15 protein-coding genes are annotated in these 15,069 nt (G+C 63.2%); 5 read left to right on the top strand and 10 right to left on the bottom strand.

Translation table 11 applies throughout. The features are described from left to right. Positions 1–23: 23 nt before the first annotated feature. From rsxC to ACUTSC_RS03565, 4 genes are all read right to left on the bottom strand, one after another. A complete protein-coding gene (gene rsxC, locus ACUTSC_RS03580; protein WP_445653094.1) occupies positions 24–2,225 on the bottom strand; it encodes an electron transport complex subunit RsxC in 2,202 nt (733 codons plus the stop codon). Further along, positions 2,218–2,790, bottom strand: a complete 573-nt coding sequence (gene rsxB, locus ACUTSC_RS03575; protein ID WP_004938428.1) for an electron transport complex subunit RsxB — start codon at positions 2,788–2,790, stop codon at positions 2,218–2,220. The genes rsxC and rsxB overlap by 8 nt, the downstream gene beginning before the upstream one ends. Continuing rightward, positions 2,790–3,371: an electron transport complex subunit RsxA gene (gene rsxA / locus ACUTSC_RS03570; protein ID WP_004938443.1), complete on the bottom strand. Its 582-nt coding sequence runs from the start codon at positions 3,369–3,371 to the stop codon at positions 2,790–2,792. Before rsxA ends, rsxB begins: the two co-directional genes overlap by 1 nt. A 135-nt stretch (positions 3,372–3,506) precedes the next feature. Further along, complete coding sequence (locus tag ACUTSC_RS03565; RefSeq protein WP_197767769.1) at positions 3,507–3,947, bottom strand: DUF2569 family protein; 441 nt, start codon at positions 3,945–3,947, stop codon at positions 3,507–3,509. A 232-nt stretch (positions 3,948–4,179) separates the two neighbouring features. Between ACUTSC_RS03565 and ACUTSC_RS03560 the strand changes: the two genes are divergently transcribed. Beyond that, positions 4,180–5,220 (top strand): oxidoreductase, encoded by a 1,041-nt coding sequence (locus tag ACUTSC_RS03560; RefSeq protein WP_443003386.1) that lies wholly within the window; start codon positions 4,180–4,182, stop codon positions 5,218–5,220. Positions 5,221–5,292: 72 nt separating this feature from the next. Then, positions 5,293–6,297 (top strand): bile acid:sodium symporter family protein, encoded by a 1,005-nt coding sequence (locus ACUTSC_RS03555; RefSeq protein ID WP_445653093.1) that lies wholly within the window; start codon positions 5,293–5,295, stop codon positions 6,295–6,297. Between the two features lie 4 nt (positions 6,298–6,301). On the opposite strand, the gene ACUTSC_RS03550 is transcribed toward ACUTSC_RS03555, so the two are convergent. The 3 genes from ACUTSC_RS03550 to ACUTSC_RS03540 form a co-directional block, all read right to left on the bottom strand. Beyond that, positions 6,302–6,847: an AAA family ATPase gene (locus ACUTSC_RS03550; protein WP_445653092.1), complete on the bottom strand. Its 546-nt coding sequence runs from the start codon at positions 6,845–6,847 to the stop codon at positions 6,302–6,304. Between the two features lie 111 nt (positions 6,848–6,958). After that, the gene (gene add / locus ACUTSC_RS03545) at positions 6,959–7,957 is read right to left on the bottom strand and encodes an adenosine deaminase (protein ID WP_016927887.1); all 999 of its coding nucleotides are present in this window, start codon (positions 7,955–7,957) and stop codon (positions 6,959–6,961) included. Between the two features lie 136 nt (positions 7,958–8,093). Further along, entirely contained in the window at positions 8,094–8,849 is a 756-nt protein-coding gene (locus tag ACUTSC_RS03540) for a DeoR family transcriptional regulator (protein WP_197767771.1), read from the bottom strand. Between the two features lie 97 nt (positions 8,850–8,946). On the opposite strand from ACUTSC_RS03540, the gene ACUTSC_RS03535 reads away from it, so the two are divergent. Both ACUTSC_RS03535 and ACUTSC_RS03530 read left to right on the top strand, forming a co-directional pair. Beyond that, entirely contained in the window at positions 8,947–9,543 is a 597-nt protein-coding gene (locus ACUTSC_RS03535; protein WP_197767772.1) for an NUDIX domain-containing protein, read from the top strand. After that, a complete protein-coding gene (locus ACUTSC_RS03530; protein ID WP_197767773.1) occupies positions 9,540–9,908 on the top strand; it encodes an NUDIX hydrolase in 369 nt (122 codons plus the stop codon). The genes ACUTSC_RS03535 and ACUTSC_RS03530 overlap by 4 nt, the downstream gene beginning before the upstream one ends. Before the next feature lie 32 nt (positions 9,909–9,940). Here ACUTSC_RS03530 and ACUTSC_RS03525 read toward each other — a convergent pair whose 3' ends face one another. After that, a complete protein-coding gene (locus tag ACUTSC_RS03525) occupies positions 9,941–11,122 on the bottom strand; it encodes a PatB family C-S lyase (protein WP_197773999.1) in 1,182 nt (393 codons plus the stop codon). Next, on the bottom strand, positions 11,115–12,734 hold the full coding sequence (gene malX / locus ACUTSC_RS03520) for a maltose/glucose-specific PTS transporter subunit IIBC (protein WP_197767775.1): 1,620 nt from the start codon (positions 12,732–12,734) through the stop codon (positions 11,115–11,117). The genes ACUTSC_RS03525 and malX overlap by 8 nt, the downstream gene beginning before the upstream one ends. Positions 12,735–12,955: 221 nt before the next feature. Between malX and ACUTSC_RS03515 the strand changes: the two genes are divergently transcribed. Beyond that, positions 12,956–13,987 carry a Mal regulon transcriptional regulator MalI gene (locus ACUTSC_RS03515; protein WP_197767776.1) on the top strand — a complete coding sequence of 344 codons (1,032 nt, stop codon included), beginning with the start codon at positions 12,956–12,958 and terminating at the stop codon, positions 13,985–13,987. Here the strand turns inward: ACUTSC_RS03515 and ACUTSC_RS03510 are convergent. Continuing rightward, positions 13,984–14,865 (bottom strand): LysR family transcriptional regulator, encoded by an 882-nt coding sequence (locus ACUTSC_RS03510; protein ID WP_193169234.1) that lies wholly within the window; start codon positions 14,863–14,865, stop codon positions 13,984–13,986. The genes ACUTSC_RS03515 and ACUTSC_RS03510 overlap by 4 nt on opposite strands. Positions 14,866–15,069: the final 204 nt, after the last annotated feature.

Raw genomic sequence — 15,069 nt, 5'->3', positions numbered from 1 at the left:
GCGACAGCCAGGCGCCGCTGTCATCATTTGTCTTCCGTTTCCGCCGCCAGCGATTCCCTGGCGGCTTTTTTGGCTTTGGCGCGGGCGATGGCCGCCGCCACCGCTGCTTTACGCGGGTCTTCCTCGGCGGTTGCCGGCGCCGTTTCCGCCGGTGCAGGGGCATCGGCCTGCTGCGCCGCTTTCTTGGCTTTGACACGCGCCAGAGCGGCAGCGACCGCGGCCTTGCGCGGATCTTCCTCGGCGGTTGCTGGCACCGTTTCCGCCGGTGCAGGGGCGTCCGCCTGCTGCTCTGCCTTTTTGGCTTTGGCGCGGGCGATAGCCGCCGCCACCGCGGCCTTGCGCGGGTCTTCCTCGGCGGTTGTCGGCGTCGTTTCCGCCGGTGCAGGGGCATCCGCCTGCTGCTCTGCCTTTTTGGCTTTGACGCGCGCCAGGGCGGCAGCGACCGCCGCCTTACGTGGATCGTTCTCTGCTGCTGCCGGAGCAGTGCTGTCTGCGGCCGGCGCTTCCTTGCGCGCTTTCACGCGGGCCAGCGCCGCGGCCACGGCGGCTTTGCGCGCGTCGTCGCCAGACGTTGCCGATGATGCCTCTGTTTCCGCCTCGGCCGCCAACTGGGCTCGGCGTTCGCGCGCCTGCGCTTTACGCGCTTCGCGGGCGGCGATCATCTCGCTGTTATCCGGCTGCTGGCCGTTGACCGGCGTGACCGCCGCTTCGGAATTTTTGCTGCGCACGCGCGCCAGCGCGGCCTGCACCGCGCCCTGATCGTCGTCGGTCAGTTTAACGGCGGCCTTTTTATGCCGCTCTTCGCGCGCCAGCTTCTCGCGCTCCAGGCGCGCGAGCTTGGCTTCGTAACGCGCCTTGGCCTCGGTGGTACGCGCCGCCTCCAGATCGATAGCCTTGATCTCGGCCTTTTCCTGACGGTAGTACTGCACCAGCGGGATGTTGCTGGGGCAAACGAACGCGCAGGCGCCGCATTCGATGCAGTCAAACAGGTTATGGTTGCGCGCCTTGTCGTGCTCTTGTCCGCGGCTGAACCAATACAGCTGCTGCGGCAGCAGCCCGGCAGGGCAAGCGTCTACGCACAGGCCGCAGCGGATGCAGGACTGCTCCGGTTCCTGCGGCGTCATTTCATCGACCGTCGGTGCCAGAATGCAGTTGCTGATCTTGACGATCGGCACATTCAACGCGGGCAGGGTGAAGCCCATCAGTGGGCCGCCCATGACCACCATCTGCTGCGCCTGCGGGCGGAAACCGGCGAAGTCTAGCAGGTGCTGCACCGGCGTGCCGATGCGCGCCCACAGGTTGCCCGGGCGCTCGATAGCGTCGCCGGTCAGGGTCACCACACGCTCAATCAGCGGTTCACCGTCGACGATCGCTCGTTTGATGGCGAAGGCGGTGCCGACGTTTTGCATCAATACGCCGATAGCAGAGGAGTGCTTGCCGTGCGGCACTTCCTTGCCGGTGAGGATCTTGGTCAGCTGCTTGGCGCCGCCGGACGGGTATTTGGTGGGGATAACGCGCAGCCCAATGCCGGGCTGGCCGCGCAGCGCCTGTTTCAGCGCCGCGATCGCTTCTGGTTTGTTGTCTTCGATGCCGATCAGCGTGACCTTGGGCTGCAGAATGTGTTGCAGGATCTGCGTGCCTTCAATGATCTGGTCGGCATGTTCCTGCATCAGGCGATCGTCGGCGGTGATGTAAGGCTCGCACTCGGCGGCGTTGAGGATCAGCGTTTCCACGCCGCTCATGCCGCCCTGCAGCTTGCTGGCGGTCGGGAAACCGGCGCCGCCCAGACCGGCGATGCCGGCCTGATGAATACGTTGAACCAGCTCCGCGGCGGGCGCTTGACGGTAGTCCGCCACCGGGTCGCGCTCGCACCAGCGGTCTTCCCCGTCAGCCTCGATAATCACGCACAGTTCCGTCAGCCCGGAAGGGTGAGCGGTGATGTGCGGCGTGATGGCGCTGACGGTGCCCGAGGTCGGGGCGTGTACCGGCACGGTGCGGCCACGGCCGACGGTCAGCGGCTGGCCTTTCAACACCCGATCGCCGGCGTTGACGCACAGCTCGCCTTCCGGCCCCAGATGCTGCTGCAGCGGAATGATAAAGGTCTTGGGCAGGGGAGCGACACGCAGCGGCGCACCGCTGGACTGCGTTTTCATTTCCGGTGGATGGATCCCGCCGTCGAAATCCCAGATCCGGTCTTTTTTAAAGGCGGCGAACAGATTAAGCATGTTGCTCCACGTGGATCACTTGCACCGGGATCGTCTTCATGTCCCACTTCCAGTTGGCAGTGGTGGTGGCGACCGGTCTCATTTCAATACAGTCGGTAGGGCAAGGGGCGACGCACAGATCGCAGCCGGTACAGAGATCGGTAATGACGGTGTGCATGGCGCGGGTGGCGCCGACGATGGCGTCCACCGGGCAGGCCTGAATGCACTTGGTGCAACCGATGCAGTTGGCCTCGTCGATATAGGCCACTTTACGCTCCGGCTCGGCGGCGGCTTCGCTGCCCAGCGGCTGCGGCTCGACGTTGAGCAGCTCCGCCAGCTTCAGCATCACCTGTTCGCCGCCCGGCGCGCATTTGTTGATCATCTCGCCGTTGGCCACCGCCTCGGCGTAGGGGCGGCAACCGGGGTAGCCGCACTGGCCGCACTGGCTCTGCGGCAGGATCGCGTCGACCTGCTCGGCGACTGGATCCTCTTCCACTTCAAAACGGCGCGCGGCGTAGCCCAGCACCAGTCCGAACAGCAGTCCGAGCGCGCTTAAAGCCGCGATAGCTATCCACAACGCAGTCATTAGAATTTCACCAGCCCGGTAAAGCCCATAAAGGCCAGCGACATCAGCCCGGCGGTGATCAGCGCGATCGAGGAGCCGCGGAACGGCGCCGGCACGTCGGCGACCGCCAGACGTTCGCGAATGGCGGCGAACAGCACCATGACCAACGAGAAACCGGCGGCGGCGCTGAAGCCGTAAACGGCGGACTGCAGGAAGTTGTAGCCGAGGTTGACGTTAAGCAACGCCACGCCAAGCACCGCGCAGTTGGTGGTGATCAGCGGCAGGAAGATCCCCAGCAGGCGGTAGAGCGCCGGGCTGGTTTTGCGCACCACCATCTCGGTGAACTGCACCACCACGGCGATCACCAGAATGAAGGAGAGCGTGCGCAGGTACACCAGATCCAGCGGAACCAGAATAAAGGTGTTGATCACCCAGGCGCTGACGGAGGCCAGCGTCATGACGAAGGTGGTGGCCATTCCCATGCCGATGGCGCTTTCCAGCTTTTTGGAAACGCCGAGGAACGGGCACAGGCCAAGAAACTTCACCAGAACGAAGTTGTTCACCAGTACGGTGCCGACAAACAGGAGCAGGTATTCGGTCATTGCGATGCCTAAAAAAATAAAAGCCGCCTATTATCGGGAATCGGCGGCCGGACGACAACATATGAATCGCAGGGGTATTGCCTTTTTTGGTGAAAATTTACACAAATTACCCAATAAAACGTGCTGCAACCGCCTTTAACGTTCGGTAAAGGTCCCTTTGACCCGCTGCGAGCGCTTGATGTAAGGCACCAGCAGCGCCGCCATCAGCAGCGGCCAGCCAAGGCTGCGTACCGCCACTTCATCCGGCACCGGCGCGAAGGCAAAGGCTTTCACCGCCAGGATCACCGTGATCAGCAGCCACAGCAAGAACAGCTTGGGGAAGCGCTGCGACCGCCGGCAAAACAAAAGCACCAGCCACAGGGTAAAGCACCACATCAAGAGCGTGGTCAGCACCGAAAAGTACCATTGCAGGGTAAACGCCTGGGCGTTGGTCAGCAGGTAGTCGCGCGACTCGGGCATAAAGATCGCCATGGCGTACAGGAGCAGCATCAAACTGGCGCTGAGCAGGGTGACGATCAGATAGGCCAGCGGGGCCAGCAACCAACCGCCGATACGAGAGTATTCAGCTTGAGACATAAAGGCTTCCTGATTGAAACGGGGATCACAGGCGGCATAGCTTAGCGGGTAATACCGGCTTCGTCATCTCTATCAACCGGATAGCTTGGCATCGCGGCGCGTGGCCGCACGTTTGGCTACTCGACGCCGTATCGAGCCCGCTTCAAATTAACATCTCATTTACTTCTTGTTCCATCCGGCCGCATGGTGTCAAATCGAAAGGGTCTGTCGTGAGCCTGCAAGAGGAAATCCCATGGCTGAGAAAATTCGTGTCGGGCTGGTCGGTTACGGCTACGCCGGCAAAACCTTTCATGCGCCGCTGATCGCCGGTACGCCGGGGCTGGAGTTGGCCGCCGTCGCCAGCAGCGATGCCGGCAAAGTGCACGCCGACTGGCCGTCGATGGCGGTGGTGGGTGATGCGCAGGCGCTGTTCGCCGATCCGGCCCTCGATCTGATCGTGATTCCTACCCCCAACGATACCCATTTCCCGCTGGCACAGCAGGCGCTGGCCGCCGGCAAGCACGTGGTGGTGGATAAACCGTTTACCGTGACATTGTCACAAGCGCAGGTGCTGCAACAGCAGGCGCAGCAGAGCGGTTTGCTGCTGTCGGTATTCCACAACCGCCGCTGGGACAGCGACTTCCTTACTCTGAAAGCGCTGCTGAATGAGGGCGCGCTGGGCGAGGTGGTCTATTTCGAGTCGCATTTCGATCGCTACCGGCCGCAGGTGCGCCAGCGCTGGCGCGAACAAGGCGGCGTCGGCAGCGGTATCTGGTTCGATTTGGGGCCGCATTTGCTCGATCAGGCGCTGCAACTCTTCGGCAAGCCCGACCGCCTGTTCGTCGATCTGGGGGAGCTGCGGCCGGGGGCGCAGGCGGTGGACTATTTCCACGCGCTGCTGAGCTATGGCGATCGCCGCGTGGTACTGCACGCCAGCATGCTGGTAGCGGCAGAGAGCCCGCGCTACGTGGTGCACGGCACCCGCGGCAGCTATATCAAATACGGCCTGGACCCGCAGGAAGACCGGCTGAAGGCCGGTGAGCGTCTGCCTCAGGCCGACTGGGGTTATGACATGCGCGACGGCGTGGTGACGTTGTCACGTGGTGATCTGCTGGCGGAGCAACCGCTGCTCAATATTCCCGGCAATTACCCGGCTTATTACGCCGCGGTGCGCGACGCCATCGCCGGCTTAGGCGAAAACCCAGTGCCGGCCGCCGACGCCATCGCGGTAATGGCATTGATCGAACTGGGGCTGGAATCGGCCCGGCTGCAGCAGGCGCTGCCGGTGGTCTGATCCCGTTCATTTTTCTGTGCCCGGCGCCACGTCGGGCCTTTTTACGACTTTACGTGCAAGGAAATCCGTTTCATGTCCTGGTTGCAGCGTTTGCGCATTGATAAATTTTTGCTGGTCCTGATTTTGGTGGTGATCATCGCCTCGCTGTTCCCCTGCGAAGGCATCTGGAAAACCTTCTTTGAGCACCTGACCACCGCCGCCATCGCGCTGCTGTTCTTTATGCACGGCGCCAAGCTGTCGCGCGAGGCGATCGTCGCCGGCATGAGCCACTGGAAGCTGCATCTGCTGGTGTTCCTCAGCACCTTTGCACTGTTCCCGCTGCTCGGCCTGGCGATGAACCTGCTGGTGCCGGGCATCATGACGCCGACGGTCTATCTCGGCTTCCTCTATCTGTGCGCGCTGCCGGCCACGGTGCAATCGGCCATCGCCTTTACCTCGGCGGCGGGCGGCAACGTGGCGGCGGCGATCTGCAGCGCCTCGGCGTCGAGCATTCTCGGCGTGTTTCTGTCGCCGCTGCTGGTGGGCGCGTTGATGCACACCCAGGGCGGCAATACCGACGTGCTGCATGCCATCGGTTCGATCATTCTGCAATTGATGGTGCCATTTGTGGTCGGTCACCTGGCGCGGCCGCTGATCGGCAAGTGGATCGACCGCCATCGCAAACTGATCAACCTGACCGACCGTTCGTCGATCCTGCTGGTGGTGTATACCGCGTTTAGCGCGGCGGTGGTGGAAGGCATTTGGCACCGTATCGACGGCTGGTCGCTGCTGACCATCCTGGTGATGTCGCTGGTGCTGCTGACGGTGGTGCTGGTGATCAACACCTACGCAGCGCGCTGGCTGGGCTTCAACACCGCCGATGAGATCACCATCGTTTTCTGCGGCTCGAAAAAGAGCTTGGCGAATGGCATCCCGATGGCCAACGTGCTGTTTCCGGCCGCGGCGGTGGGTGCCATGGTGCTGCCGCTGATGATTTTCCACCAGGTGCAGCTGATGGTGTGCGCGGTGCTGGCGCAACGCTATGCGCGTAAAACCGCCAAACAGCGGGCCGAGGCGGAGGCGCTGGTGGCTAAATAGGCCGCTAACCGCAGCTCAGCGCGTCGAGCAGAAAGTCGGCGCGCTCGTCGGGTGAGGCGCGCGGCAGCTCCTGCAGCCGATAGCCCGATCGGCGGTAGACGGCCACCATCGCTTGGTAGGTCTGCTCGGCTTCGGCGAAAGACTGTTTTCTCTCGCTGTCCTGCGCGTAGATCGCTCGCCACGGCGGGGCGATGAACACGGTATCGGCATAGCGAAAAGCGTCGATCGCCGCCGTTAAGGGGGCGGGGATCGGCAACCCGCACAGCGTCAGGTAACCGGCGATATCCGGCAAACCGCGATCGAAGAACCAGCCTGTTGCGCCCGTCGCTTCCCGCCATGAGCGCAGCTCCCAATCCAGCATCCGCTCGGCGAAAGCCTGGCGATCGCCCCATGGCAGCGCATTGCCCCCGATACTCACCTGATCCTGAATAATCGCCCGGCCCGCCTCCTGCGAATGCGGGTAACCGCGGCGATGCAGAACGTCGATGAGCGTGCTTTTGCCCGAACCCGGGCCGCCGGTCAGCACGATGCGGCGTAGTGTGTCATACATACGGAATTCCTCTCTTGCAGCAGAGTTATGGGGTGAAAACAGCGAGAAAGACGAGCAGGCGGATGAAAACGGGAGGTGAGAAGAAGGCGCCGTTTGGCGCCTTGGGGAAATTTAACCCTGAACTTTGGCGCGCAGCGCCTGCTTTTCCTGCTCGCTGAGGAAGGCCAGCTTCAGGCCGTTTTCCTGCGCGGTGCGGATTTCCTCCGGCGTCAGCCCGGCCTGCGGCGCGGCGACGCGATATTCGTGCTCGATCTCGATACCCTGAACCGCCGGATCGTCGGTGTTGATCGATGCCAGCACGCCGTGGCGCAGGAAGGTGGCCAGCGGATGCTGCGCCAGTGACGGCACGGTGCTGGTCTGGATGTTGGAGGTCAGGCAGGACTCGATGCCGATGCCGTGTTCCGCCAGGAAGTCCATCAGCGCCGGATCTTCGACCGCTTTGACTCCGTGGCCGATACGCTCGGCGCCCAGTTCGCGGATCGCCTGCCAGATGCTTTCCGGGCCGGCGGCTTCGCCCGCGTGCACGGTGATGCGCAGACCGGCGTCGCGCGCGCGGTTGAAGTGGCTGAGGAACAGGCTGCCGGGGAAGCCCAGCTCATCGCCCGCCAAATCCAGCGCGGTAATGCCGTCGCGGTGCGCCAGCAACCCTTCCAATTCCTGCAGACAGGCGGCCTCGCCAAAGGTGCGGCTCATGATGCCGATCAGGCGAATGTCGATGTCGCGATCGCGGCAGCCCGAACGGATCCCGTCGATCACCGCTTCCACCACGCCGGCGACCGGCAGCTGGTGCTTCATCGCCATGTAGTAAGGGGAAAAACGCAGCTCGGCGTAGTGCAGGCCGGCGTTGGCGGCGTCTTCGACGTTTTCATAGGCCACGCGGCGGCAGGCGTCCAGATCGCCCAGCACCGCTACGCCCCAGTCCAGTTTCTGCAGGAAGCTGACCAGATCCGGTTCGGCGTGGGTGATCTGCACGTGCGGGCGCAGGCTCTCCAAATCGTTGGCCGGCAGGGCGAGGTTGAACTGGCGACCGAGGTCGAGAATGGTCTGCGCGCGGATATTGCCGTCGAGATGGCGGTGAATGTCGGTAAGCGGTAGGCGGGGATCGATCATGCTGGGCACTCGCTAATTTATCGTAGGTAAAGTGCAGAACAGTATAAAAACAAATGAATGAAAATTGCCATCTCGTTGCATAAAAAAGTGACTTGAATCACAAATAATGCGAGGTGTATCGCATTATCGTCGTGAATCAGGCTTTCAACACGCTGACGCCCGCCTGCTGCAACGGCGCGGTCAATGCGTCGTCGGTGGCGCGTTCAACGATGATGGTATGCGCCAGCGTAATATCGCCGATCGCATACTGCGAGGCGGCGTTAAGCTTGGCGGCGGAAGCCAGCACCACGGTTTCCGCCGCGCGGGCCGCCAGCGCCCGCTTGATGTAGGCCTCTTCCAGATCGCCGGTGCTCAGCCCCGCGGTGGGGTGCACGCCGGTCACGCCCATAAAATAGATATCGGCGCGAATATGCGACATCGCTTCCACCGCGGCGGCGCCAACGCTGACGATCGAATGCTTGTAAAGCCGGCCGCCGATCAGGATCACCTCCACCGTGGGGTGAGCGGCCAGGCCTACGGCGACGCTGGGGCTGTGGGTGACGATGGTGGCGTTCAGGTTGAGCGGCAGTTGCCTGACCAGTTCTGCAGAGGTGGTGCCGCCGTCGATGATCGCTACCTGGCCGGGGGCGATCATCGCCGCCGCCGCTTTGGCGATCGCGCGTTTGGCGCCGGATTCCAACTGATTGCGCTCGGCGAAGCTGGCAATGGCAGAGGAAACCGGCAGGGCACCGCCATGCACCCGCTGCAGCAATCCCTCAGCGTCCAGTTCGCGCAGATCGCGCCGGACAGTGTCTTCCGACAACCCAAACATTTCGCTGAGCTGCTTGGCCAACACCTGGCCGTCCTGGGCCAGTTTTTCCAGGATGATCTTCTTGCGCTGGCTGGTCAACATGGCCATTTTCCTCTCAAAATTGCTTTGCACGAAATGCCTTGATCATACACGAAACTGCACGATAGTATCAATTTCCTTCCTATGGCGGAGTAAACCGATGATAGCCACCAAAGACAGGGTTCGCATTGTCGAAACCCGGGTGTTGTCCGATGACTGGTACCTGCTGAAAAAAACCACCTTTGATTTTCTGCGGCGCGACGGCGTTTGGCAGCGACAAAGCCGTGAGACCTACGATCGCGGCGACGGCGCGGTGATTTTGCTGTTCAACCGGCAGGCGCAAACGGTGGTCCTGACGCGCCAGTTCCGCTTTCCGGTGTTCGTCAACGGCCATGACGGCATGTTGATTGAGGCCGCCGCCGGGTTGCTGGACAACGCATCGCCGGAGGCGCGCATCCGCGCCGAAGCGGAAGAGGAAACCGGCTATTTCGTGCAGAACGTGGAGAAGGTGTTCGAAGCCTACATGAGCCCCGGCTCGGTCACCGAGAAGCTGCACTTTTTCATCGGCGAATATCAGGCGAGCGACCGTATCAACGAGGGCGGTGGGGTGGCGGCGGAGGGGGAAGATCTGGAGGTGCTCGAGCTACCGCTGGCGCAAGCCCTGCAGGCGGTTCGCCAGGGCACGATCGTTGACGCCAAGACCATCATGCTGCTGCAGTTTGTCGCCTTGAACCGGACGTTGGAGGAAGAACGATGAAAGCCCAACAAATCTTGATCGCCGGCCCCTACCGCAGCGGCACCGATGGCGATCCGCAGCGTATCGGCGCCAATCTGGCGCGCCTGGAACAGGCGGCGCTTGCGGTTTACCAGCGGGGGCACGTGCCGGTGATCGGCGAGTGGCTGGCGCTGCCTTTGGCGGCAGCGGCGGGTTCTACTCAGGTTGGCGATGCGGTGAGCGAGGCGTTTCTCTACCCGGTGGCCGATCGGTTGATTGCGCAGTGTCAGGCGGTGTATCGCATCGAAGGAGCGTCTGCGGGGGCCGATAACGATGTGCGGCTGGCCAACGAGTGGGGCCTGACGGTCTATCGCCGCCTGGAGGAGATCCCGCCTGTTCAGGGATAATTGAGGGGCGGGCAGAGGCTCGCCCCCTCGCGCTATTGGTCGCCCAGCACCAACCTCAATCCGGCGATCAGCTTGTCCATGCCGGCCTCCAGCTTGCTGCGCGGGCAGCCGACGTTGAGGCGCAGGAACCCGCGGCCTTCCTCGCCGTAAGTAAAGCCCGGCATGATCGCCACCTTTTCACGCTCGATCAGCACCTGCTGCAGCGCCCGATCGTCTACGGCCAGCGGCCGCAGATCGATCCAGGCCAGGTAGGTGGCCTGCGGCGGGCGCCAGCCCAGCGCGGGAAACGCCTGCTCCAGCCGCTCGGCGACGTAGGTCAGATTATCCTGCAGATAGTCGCGCAGGGAATCCAACCAGGGTTCGCCGTGGCGGTAGGCGGCCACGTGCGCGGCCACCGCCAGCACCGCCGGCGAGGAGAGGCCGTCGCGGGCTTTGAGCTGCTGGAAGTAGGCTTCGCGGCTGGCGTCGTCGCTGATGAAGCCGTAGGCGCCGGTCAGCGCCGGGATATTGAAACTCTTGGAGCCAGAGGTCAGCAGGGCCCAGGCGCCGGTCGCCACCTGGCTCCACGGCGTATGGCGGCGTTCCCCCCAGACCATGTCCATGTGGATCTCATCGCTGATGACGCGCACGTCGTGGCGCTCGCACAGTTCGGCCATCTGCTGCAGCTCGTCGCGGCGCCACACCTTGCCGGTGGGATTATGCGGGCTGCACAGCAGCAGGATCTTGGTTTGCGGCCGCGCCAGCAACGCCTCAAGGTGCGCCATGTCGCAGCGCCAGTCGTCGCCGGCTTTTTGCAGCGGGCAGGCCAACAGCTGGCGTTGGTTGGCGAGGATCACCTTGTAGAAGGCGTCGTAGGCCGGGGTATGGGTCACCACATAGTCGCCCGGCACGGACCATTGGCGGATCAGCTGCGCCGCCATGTAGATAACGGAAGGGCCGTACACCGCCGTTGCGGTGTCGATGGCGGTGTTGAAACGTTGCTGGTACCAGTGGCGCAGCGCGCCGAGAAAATCCTCATGCTGCCAGCGGCTGTAGCCCAGCACGCCGTGCTGCAGGCGCTGTTGCAGCGCCTCGAGAATGCACGGCGCGGTGGCGAAATCCATATCGGAGATGGTGAACGGCAGCAGATCGGCGCTGCCGAAACGATCGGCGATATAGTCCCACTGGGTGCACCAGGTGCCGTGGCGGTCGATCGGGGTGGAGAAATCAAACATGGGTGGCTCCCTGCAGCGCCGCGGCAGGTTGCGCCGTGGCTATCAGTGAGTCTAATTCATCCTTCACCGATTGCACCTGCGGGCCGATCACCACCTGCAAATTATGGTCGTTGAGATGCACCACGCCGATGGCGCGGTTGGCCTTCAGCGCCGCGTCGTCCACCCGGCTCATGTCGTTGACCGACAGGCGCAGGCGGGTGATGCAGTTGTCCAGCGTGATGACGTTGTCCGGGCCGCCGAGCGCCGCCAAAATCGCCGGCACGTTGTAGCCGGATTTGCCCACCGCGCCGGCCGGCGCGCTCTGGCTGACGGCGCTGTCGCTTTCGCGGCCCGGCGTTTTGATGTTAAAGCGCTGGATGGCGAAGCGGAAAATGGCGTAATAGCCGACAAACCAGACGGCGGCCACCACCGGCACCAGATACCACTTGGTGGCGGTGCCGTGCAGAATGCCGAACACCACGAAGTCGATGATATTGCCGTCGGTATTGCCGATGGTCACGCCCAGCAGCGCCATCACGGTAAAGCCCAACCCGGTGAGCAGCGCGTGGATCAGGTAGAGGAACGGCGCGACGAACAGGAACAGGAACTCGATCGGCTCGGTGGTGCCGCCGACCACGCAGGCCACCACGCCGGAAATCAACAGCCCTTTGATTTTATGGCGGTTTTCCGGTTTGGCGCAGTGGTACATCGCCAGCGCCGCGCCCGGCAGCCCGCCGAGGAACGCCGGCATTTTACCCTGCGACAGGAAGCGGGTGGCGCTCTCGGCGAAGCCGGTGGTGGTCGGGCAGGAGAGCTGCGCCTGGAAGATGGTCAGGGCGCCGCTGACGCTGTGGCCGCACACCTCCATCGTGCCGCCCGCCTCGGTAAAGCGGATCAGCGCCACCAGAATGTGCTGCAGGCCAAACGGCAGCAGCAAGCGTTCGCCGGTGCCGAACAGCATCGGGCCAAAGGCGCCGGCGCTGTTGATCACCCAGCCCAGCCCGGTGATGCCGGCGGCGAACCACGGCCAGATCAGCGGGATCACCAGGCCGCACAGGCCCAGCACCACGGTGGTGACGATCGGCACGAAGCGCGTGCCGCCGAAGAACGCCAGCGCGTCCGGCAGGCGGATAGTGTGGAAACGTTCATGCAGGCGATAGACGATGATGCCGACGATCACTGCGCCGAGGATGCCGGTATCGATCGACTGAATGCCGAGAATGTTCTGGATATTGTTGGCTTTCAGCACCAGCGGATCGCCGGTGGGCAGCACGCCGGCGGCGGTCAGGTAGAAATTGGTGCCCAAATTCAGCACGGCGAAGCCGACGAAGCCGGAGAAGGCGGCGACGCCCTTGTTTTCGCGCGCCATGCCCAGCGGAATGGCGATGGCGAACATCACCGGCAGGAAGCTGAAGGCGAAGGAGCCTACCTTGCTCATCCAGGTAAAGATCAGCTGGAAGATCGGGTGGCCGATAAACGGCATCAGGGTGATCACGTCGCGGCTGCTCAGCGAGCTGCCGATCCCCAGCATGATGCCGCAGAAAGAGAGTAAGGCGACGGGCAACATGAAGGTTTTGCCCAGGCTCTGGAAGAACTCCCAGAGGGTGATTTTTGGTTTGTTGGCTGCTGACATAACCGACTTCTCCTGGCGAAAAGACGAGCAAAAAGGGGACTTCTGATTAGGTAAAAAGAAGATAAAACGTTTTACCTAGCAAAAATGCGCCGCCAATCACAAATCTGCCGCCCGGTTTTTGGCGACAATGCGGCAGGCAGTAAAACGTTTTACTGAGCTAACGGATTCGGTATACCCTTGATCATTACAGCGGGTTGCCCAGGAACGGGTTCGCAGAGACTATGAGCATCAAAAAGATCACCATCACCGATGTGGCACAGCAGGCGGGCGTGTCGGTCACCACGGTTTCCCTGGTGTTGAGCGGCAAGGGGCGCATTTCGCCAACCACCGTCGAGAAGGTCAATCAGGCGATAGAGCGGCTGGGCTATGTGCGTAATCGCCAGGCGGCGACGCTGCGCGGCGGAGAGTCCGGAGTGATTGGCCTTATTCTGCGCGACATCTGCGAACCCTTCTATGCCGAAATGACCGCCGGGCTGAGCGAAGCGCTGGAGGCACACGACAAGCTGCTGTTTTTGACGCAGAGCGGGCGCGACGGCCAGGGCCTGCAGCGGGCGTTTGACGCGCTGCTGGCGCAGGGCGTCGACGGCATCGTTCTGGCGGGCGGCATTCGCGCGGCGGCGGGGCTGAAGGAGAAGGCGGCCGAGCAGGGCGTACCGCTGGTCTGCGTGGCGCGCTCCAGCGGTCTCGATGGCGTGGACGTGGTGCGGCCGGACAACATGCAGGCCGCCAAGCTGGCCACCGAATTTTTGATCAAGCGCGGCCACAGCCAAATCGCCTATCTCGGCGGCCAGAGCGACTCATTGACGCGCGCCGAGCGGCTGGGCGGTTTTTGCGCCACGCTGGTACAGTACGGCCTGCCGTTTCGCAGCGAATGGATCGTCGAGTGCGATTGCCGGCAGCGCCAGGCGGCGGAAGCGGCGGAGCAACTGCTGCGCCACTACCCGAACATTACCGCCATCGTCTGCCACAAGGCGTCGGTGGCGCTCGGCGCCTATTTTGGCCTGGCGCGCAGCGGCCGCAGCATCGGCTCGGACGGGGTAGACGCCTACTACGGGCGGCAGGTGGCGCTGATCGGCTTCGGCGACGTGCCGGAGGCCGAACTGACCGAGCCACCGCTGACCTTCGTCTCCAGCTCGGCGCGGGAAGTGGGGCGCAGCGCCGCCACGCGCCTGCTGCAGCGCATCGGTGACGCCGACCTGCCGGCGCAGAACGTCATTCTGCCGCCGACGCTGATCCGGCGCGGTTCCGCCTAGCCCTGCCGCTGTTCCTCTTCCGCCTCCCGGCGGATCCAGCCGATAAAGGTTTTCATCGCCGGCGTCAGATCCCGCGATTTCAAATGGGTCAGCCAATAGGCACCGAGCGCGGCCTCGGCGGCGAACGGCCGCTGCAGCGCGCCGGCGGCCAGTTCGCGGCGGAACATGCTGACCGGCGCCAGCGCCACGCCGTCGCACTGGATCGCACCTTCCACCATCAGCCTCGACGAGTCGAACACCGGGCCGTTGATCCGCCACGGCGTCACCTGTGCCGCCGCGAACCAGCGCTCCCATTCATCCTTGCGGTAGGTGCGCATCAACTGCTCGTACTGCAGATCCTGCGGCGTGCGCAGGCGCGCGGCGACCGCCGGCGGGCAGAGCACCGTCAGCGGCGCGTCGAACAGCTTGATATTGCAGGTGGCGGGCCAGAGCCCTTCGCCGAAGCGGATGGCGAAATCCATACCGTCGGCCGACAGATTGACCAGATTGTTGTGGGTCAGCACCCGCAGATCGATAAACGGGTGCGCCGTGCGGAACGCCGCCAGCCGCGGCATCAGCCAGCCGACGGCGAAGGTGCCGACCACTGCCACCGTCAGCACCTCGTGGAAATGCCCGCCTTCGAACTGCTGCAGCACCGCTTCGATGCGGTCGAAGGCGTCGCTCAATACCGGCAGCAGCGCCTGGCCCTCTTCGGTCAGATCCAGCCCGCGCGGCAGGCGGCGGAACAGCTGAATGCCCAGCTGTTCTTCCAGCATGCGCACCTGCTGGCTGACGGCGGCCTGGGTGACGCGCAGCTCAAGGCCGGCGCGGGTGAAGTTCAGGTGACGAGCGGAGGATTCGAACGCCCGCAGGGCGTTGAGGGGAAGTCGATTACGCATTGTCGATAGCCATAAGTTTTTCTTTATGCTGGCTGAAATTATTATCGCTTGTCAACCCGGCGGCAAAATCCGATATTTGGCGCGGCTGCTCAGAGTGTCAAGGCAGCCGTAAAGGAATGACATCATCAATCAGGGAAAGCGCCGTATATAACGCCAATAAAAACTTTTGGCCGCGGCCGATGCCCTGCAACCTAAGAGCTTCTA

The organism is Serratia sp. TSA_105.2 (assembly GCF_052692115.1).
Note: the sequence above shows the minus strand (reverse complement) of the source record. Positions and strands in the feature narration are given on the sequence as shown.

Excerpts from the sequence above, each read along its gene's own strand:
- ACUTSC_RS03535 (WP_197767772.1), top strand. The coding sequence starts at position 8,947 with ATGATAGCCACCAAAGACAGGGTTCGCATTGTCGAAACCCGGGTGTTG.
- ACUTSC_RS03565 (WP_197767769.1), bottom strand. The coding sequence starts at position 3,947 with ATGTCTCAAGCTGAATACTCTCGTATCGGCGGTTGGTTGCTGGCCCCG.
- ACUTSC_RS03555 (WP_445653093.1), top strand. The coding sequence starts at position 5,293 with ATGTCCTGGTTGCAGCGTTTGCGCATTGATAAATTTTTGCTGGTCCTG.
- malX (WP_197767775.1), bottom strand. The coding sequence starts at position 12,734 with ATGTCAGCAGCCAACAAACCAAAAATCACCCTCTGGGAGTTCTTCCAG.
- ACUTSC_RS03540 (WP_197767771.1), bottom strand. The coding sequence starts at position 8,849 with ATGTTGACCAGCCAGCGCAAGAAGATCATCCTGGAAAAACTGGCCCAG.
- rsxC (WP_445653094.1), bottom strand. The coding sequence starts at position 2,225 with ATGCTTAATCTGTTCGCCGCCTTTAAAAAAGACCGGATCTGGGATTTC.
- rsxB (WP_004938428.1), bottom strand. The coding sequence starts at position 2,790 with ATGACTGCGTTGTGGATAGCTATCGCGGCTTTAAGCGCGCTCGGACTG.
- add (WP_016927887.1), bottom strand. The coding sequence starts at position 7,957 with ATGATCGATCCCCGCCTACCGCTTACCGACATTCACCGCCATCTCGAC.
- ACUTSC_RS03525 (WP_197773999.1), bottom strand. The coding sequence starts at position 11,122 with ATGTTTGATTTCTCCACCCCGATCGACCGCCACGGCACCTGGTGCACC.
- ACUTSC_RS03530 (WP_197767773.1), top strand. The coding sequence starts at position 9,540 with ATGAAAGCCCAACAAATCTTGATCGCCGGCCCCTACCGCAGCGGCACC.
- ACUTSC_RS03510 (WP_193169234.1), bottom strand. The coding sequence starts at position 14,865 with ATGCGTAATCGACTTCCCCTCAACGCCCTGCGGGCGTTCGAATCCTCC.
- rsxA (WP_004938443.1), bottom strand. The coding sequence starts at position 3,371 with ATGACCGAATACCTGCTCCTGTTTGTCGGCACCGTACTGGTGAACAAC.
- ACUTSC_RS03515 (WP_197767776.1), top strand. The coding sequence starts at position 12,956 with ATGAGCATCAAAAAGATCACCATCACCGATGTGGCACAGCAGGCGGGC.
- ACUTSC_RS03550 (WP_445653092.1), bottom strand. The coding sequence starts at position 6,847 with ATGTATGACACACTACGCCGCATCGTGCTGACCGGCGGCCCGGGTTCG.
- ACUTSC_RS03560 (WP_443003386.1), top strand. The coding sequence starts at position 4,180 with ATGGCTGAGAAAATTCGTGTCGGGCTGGTCGGTTACGGCTACGCCGGC.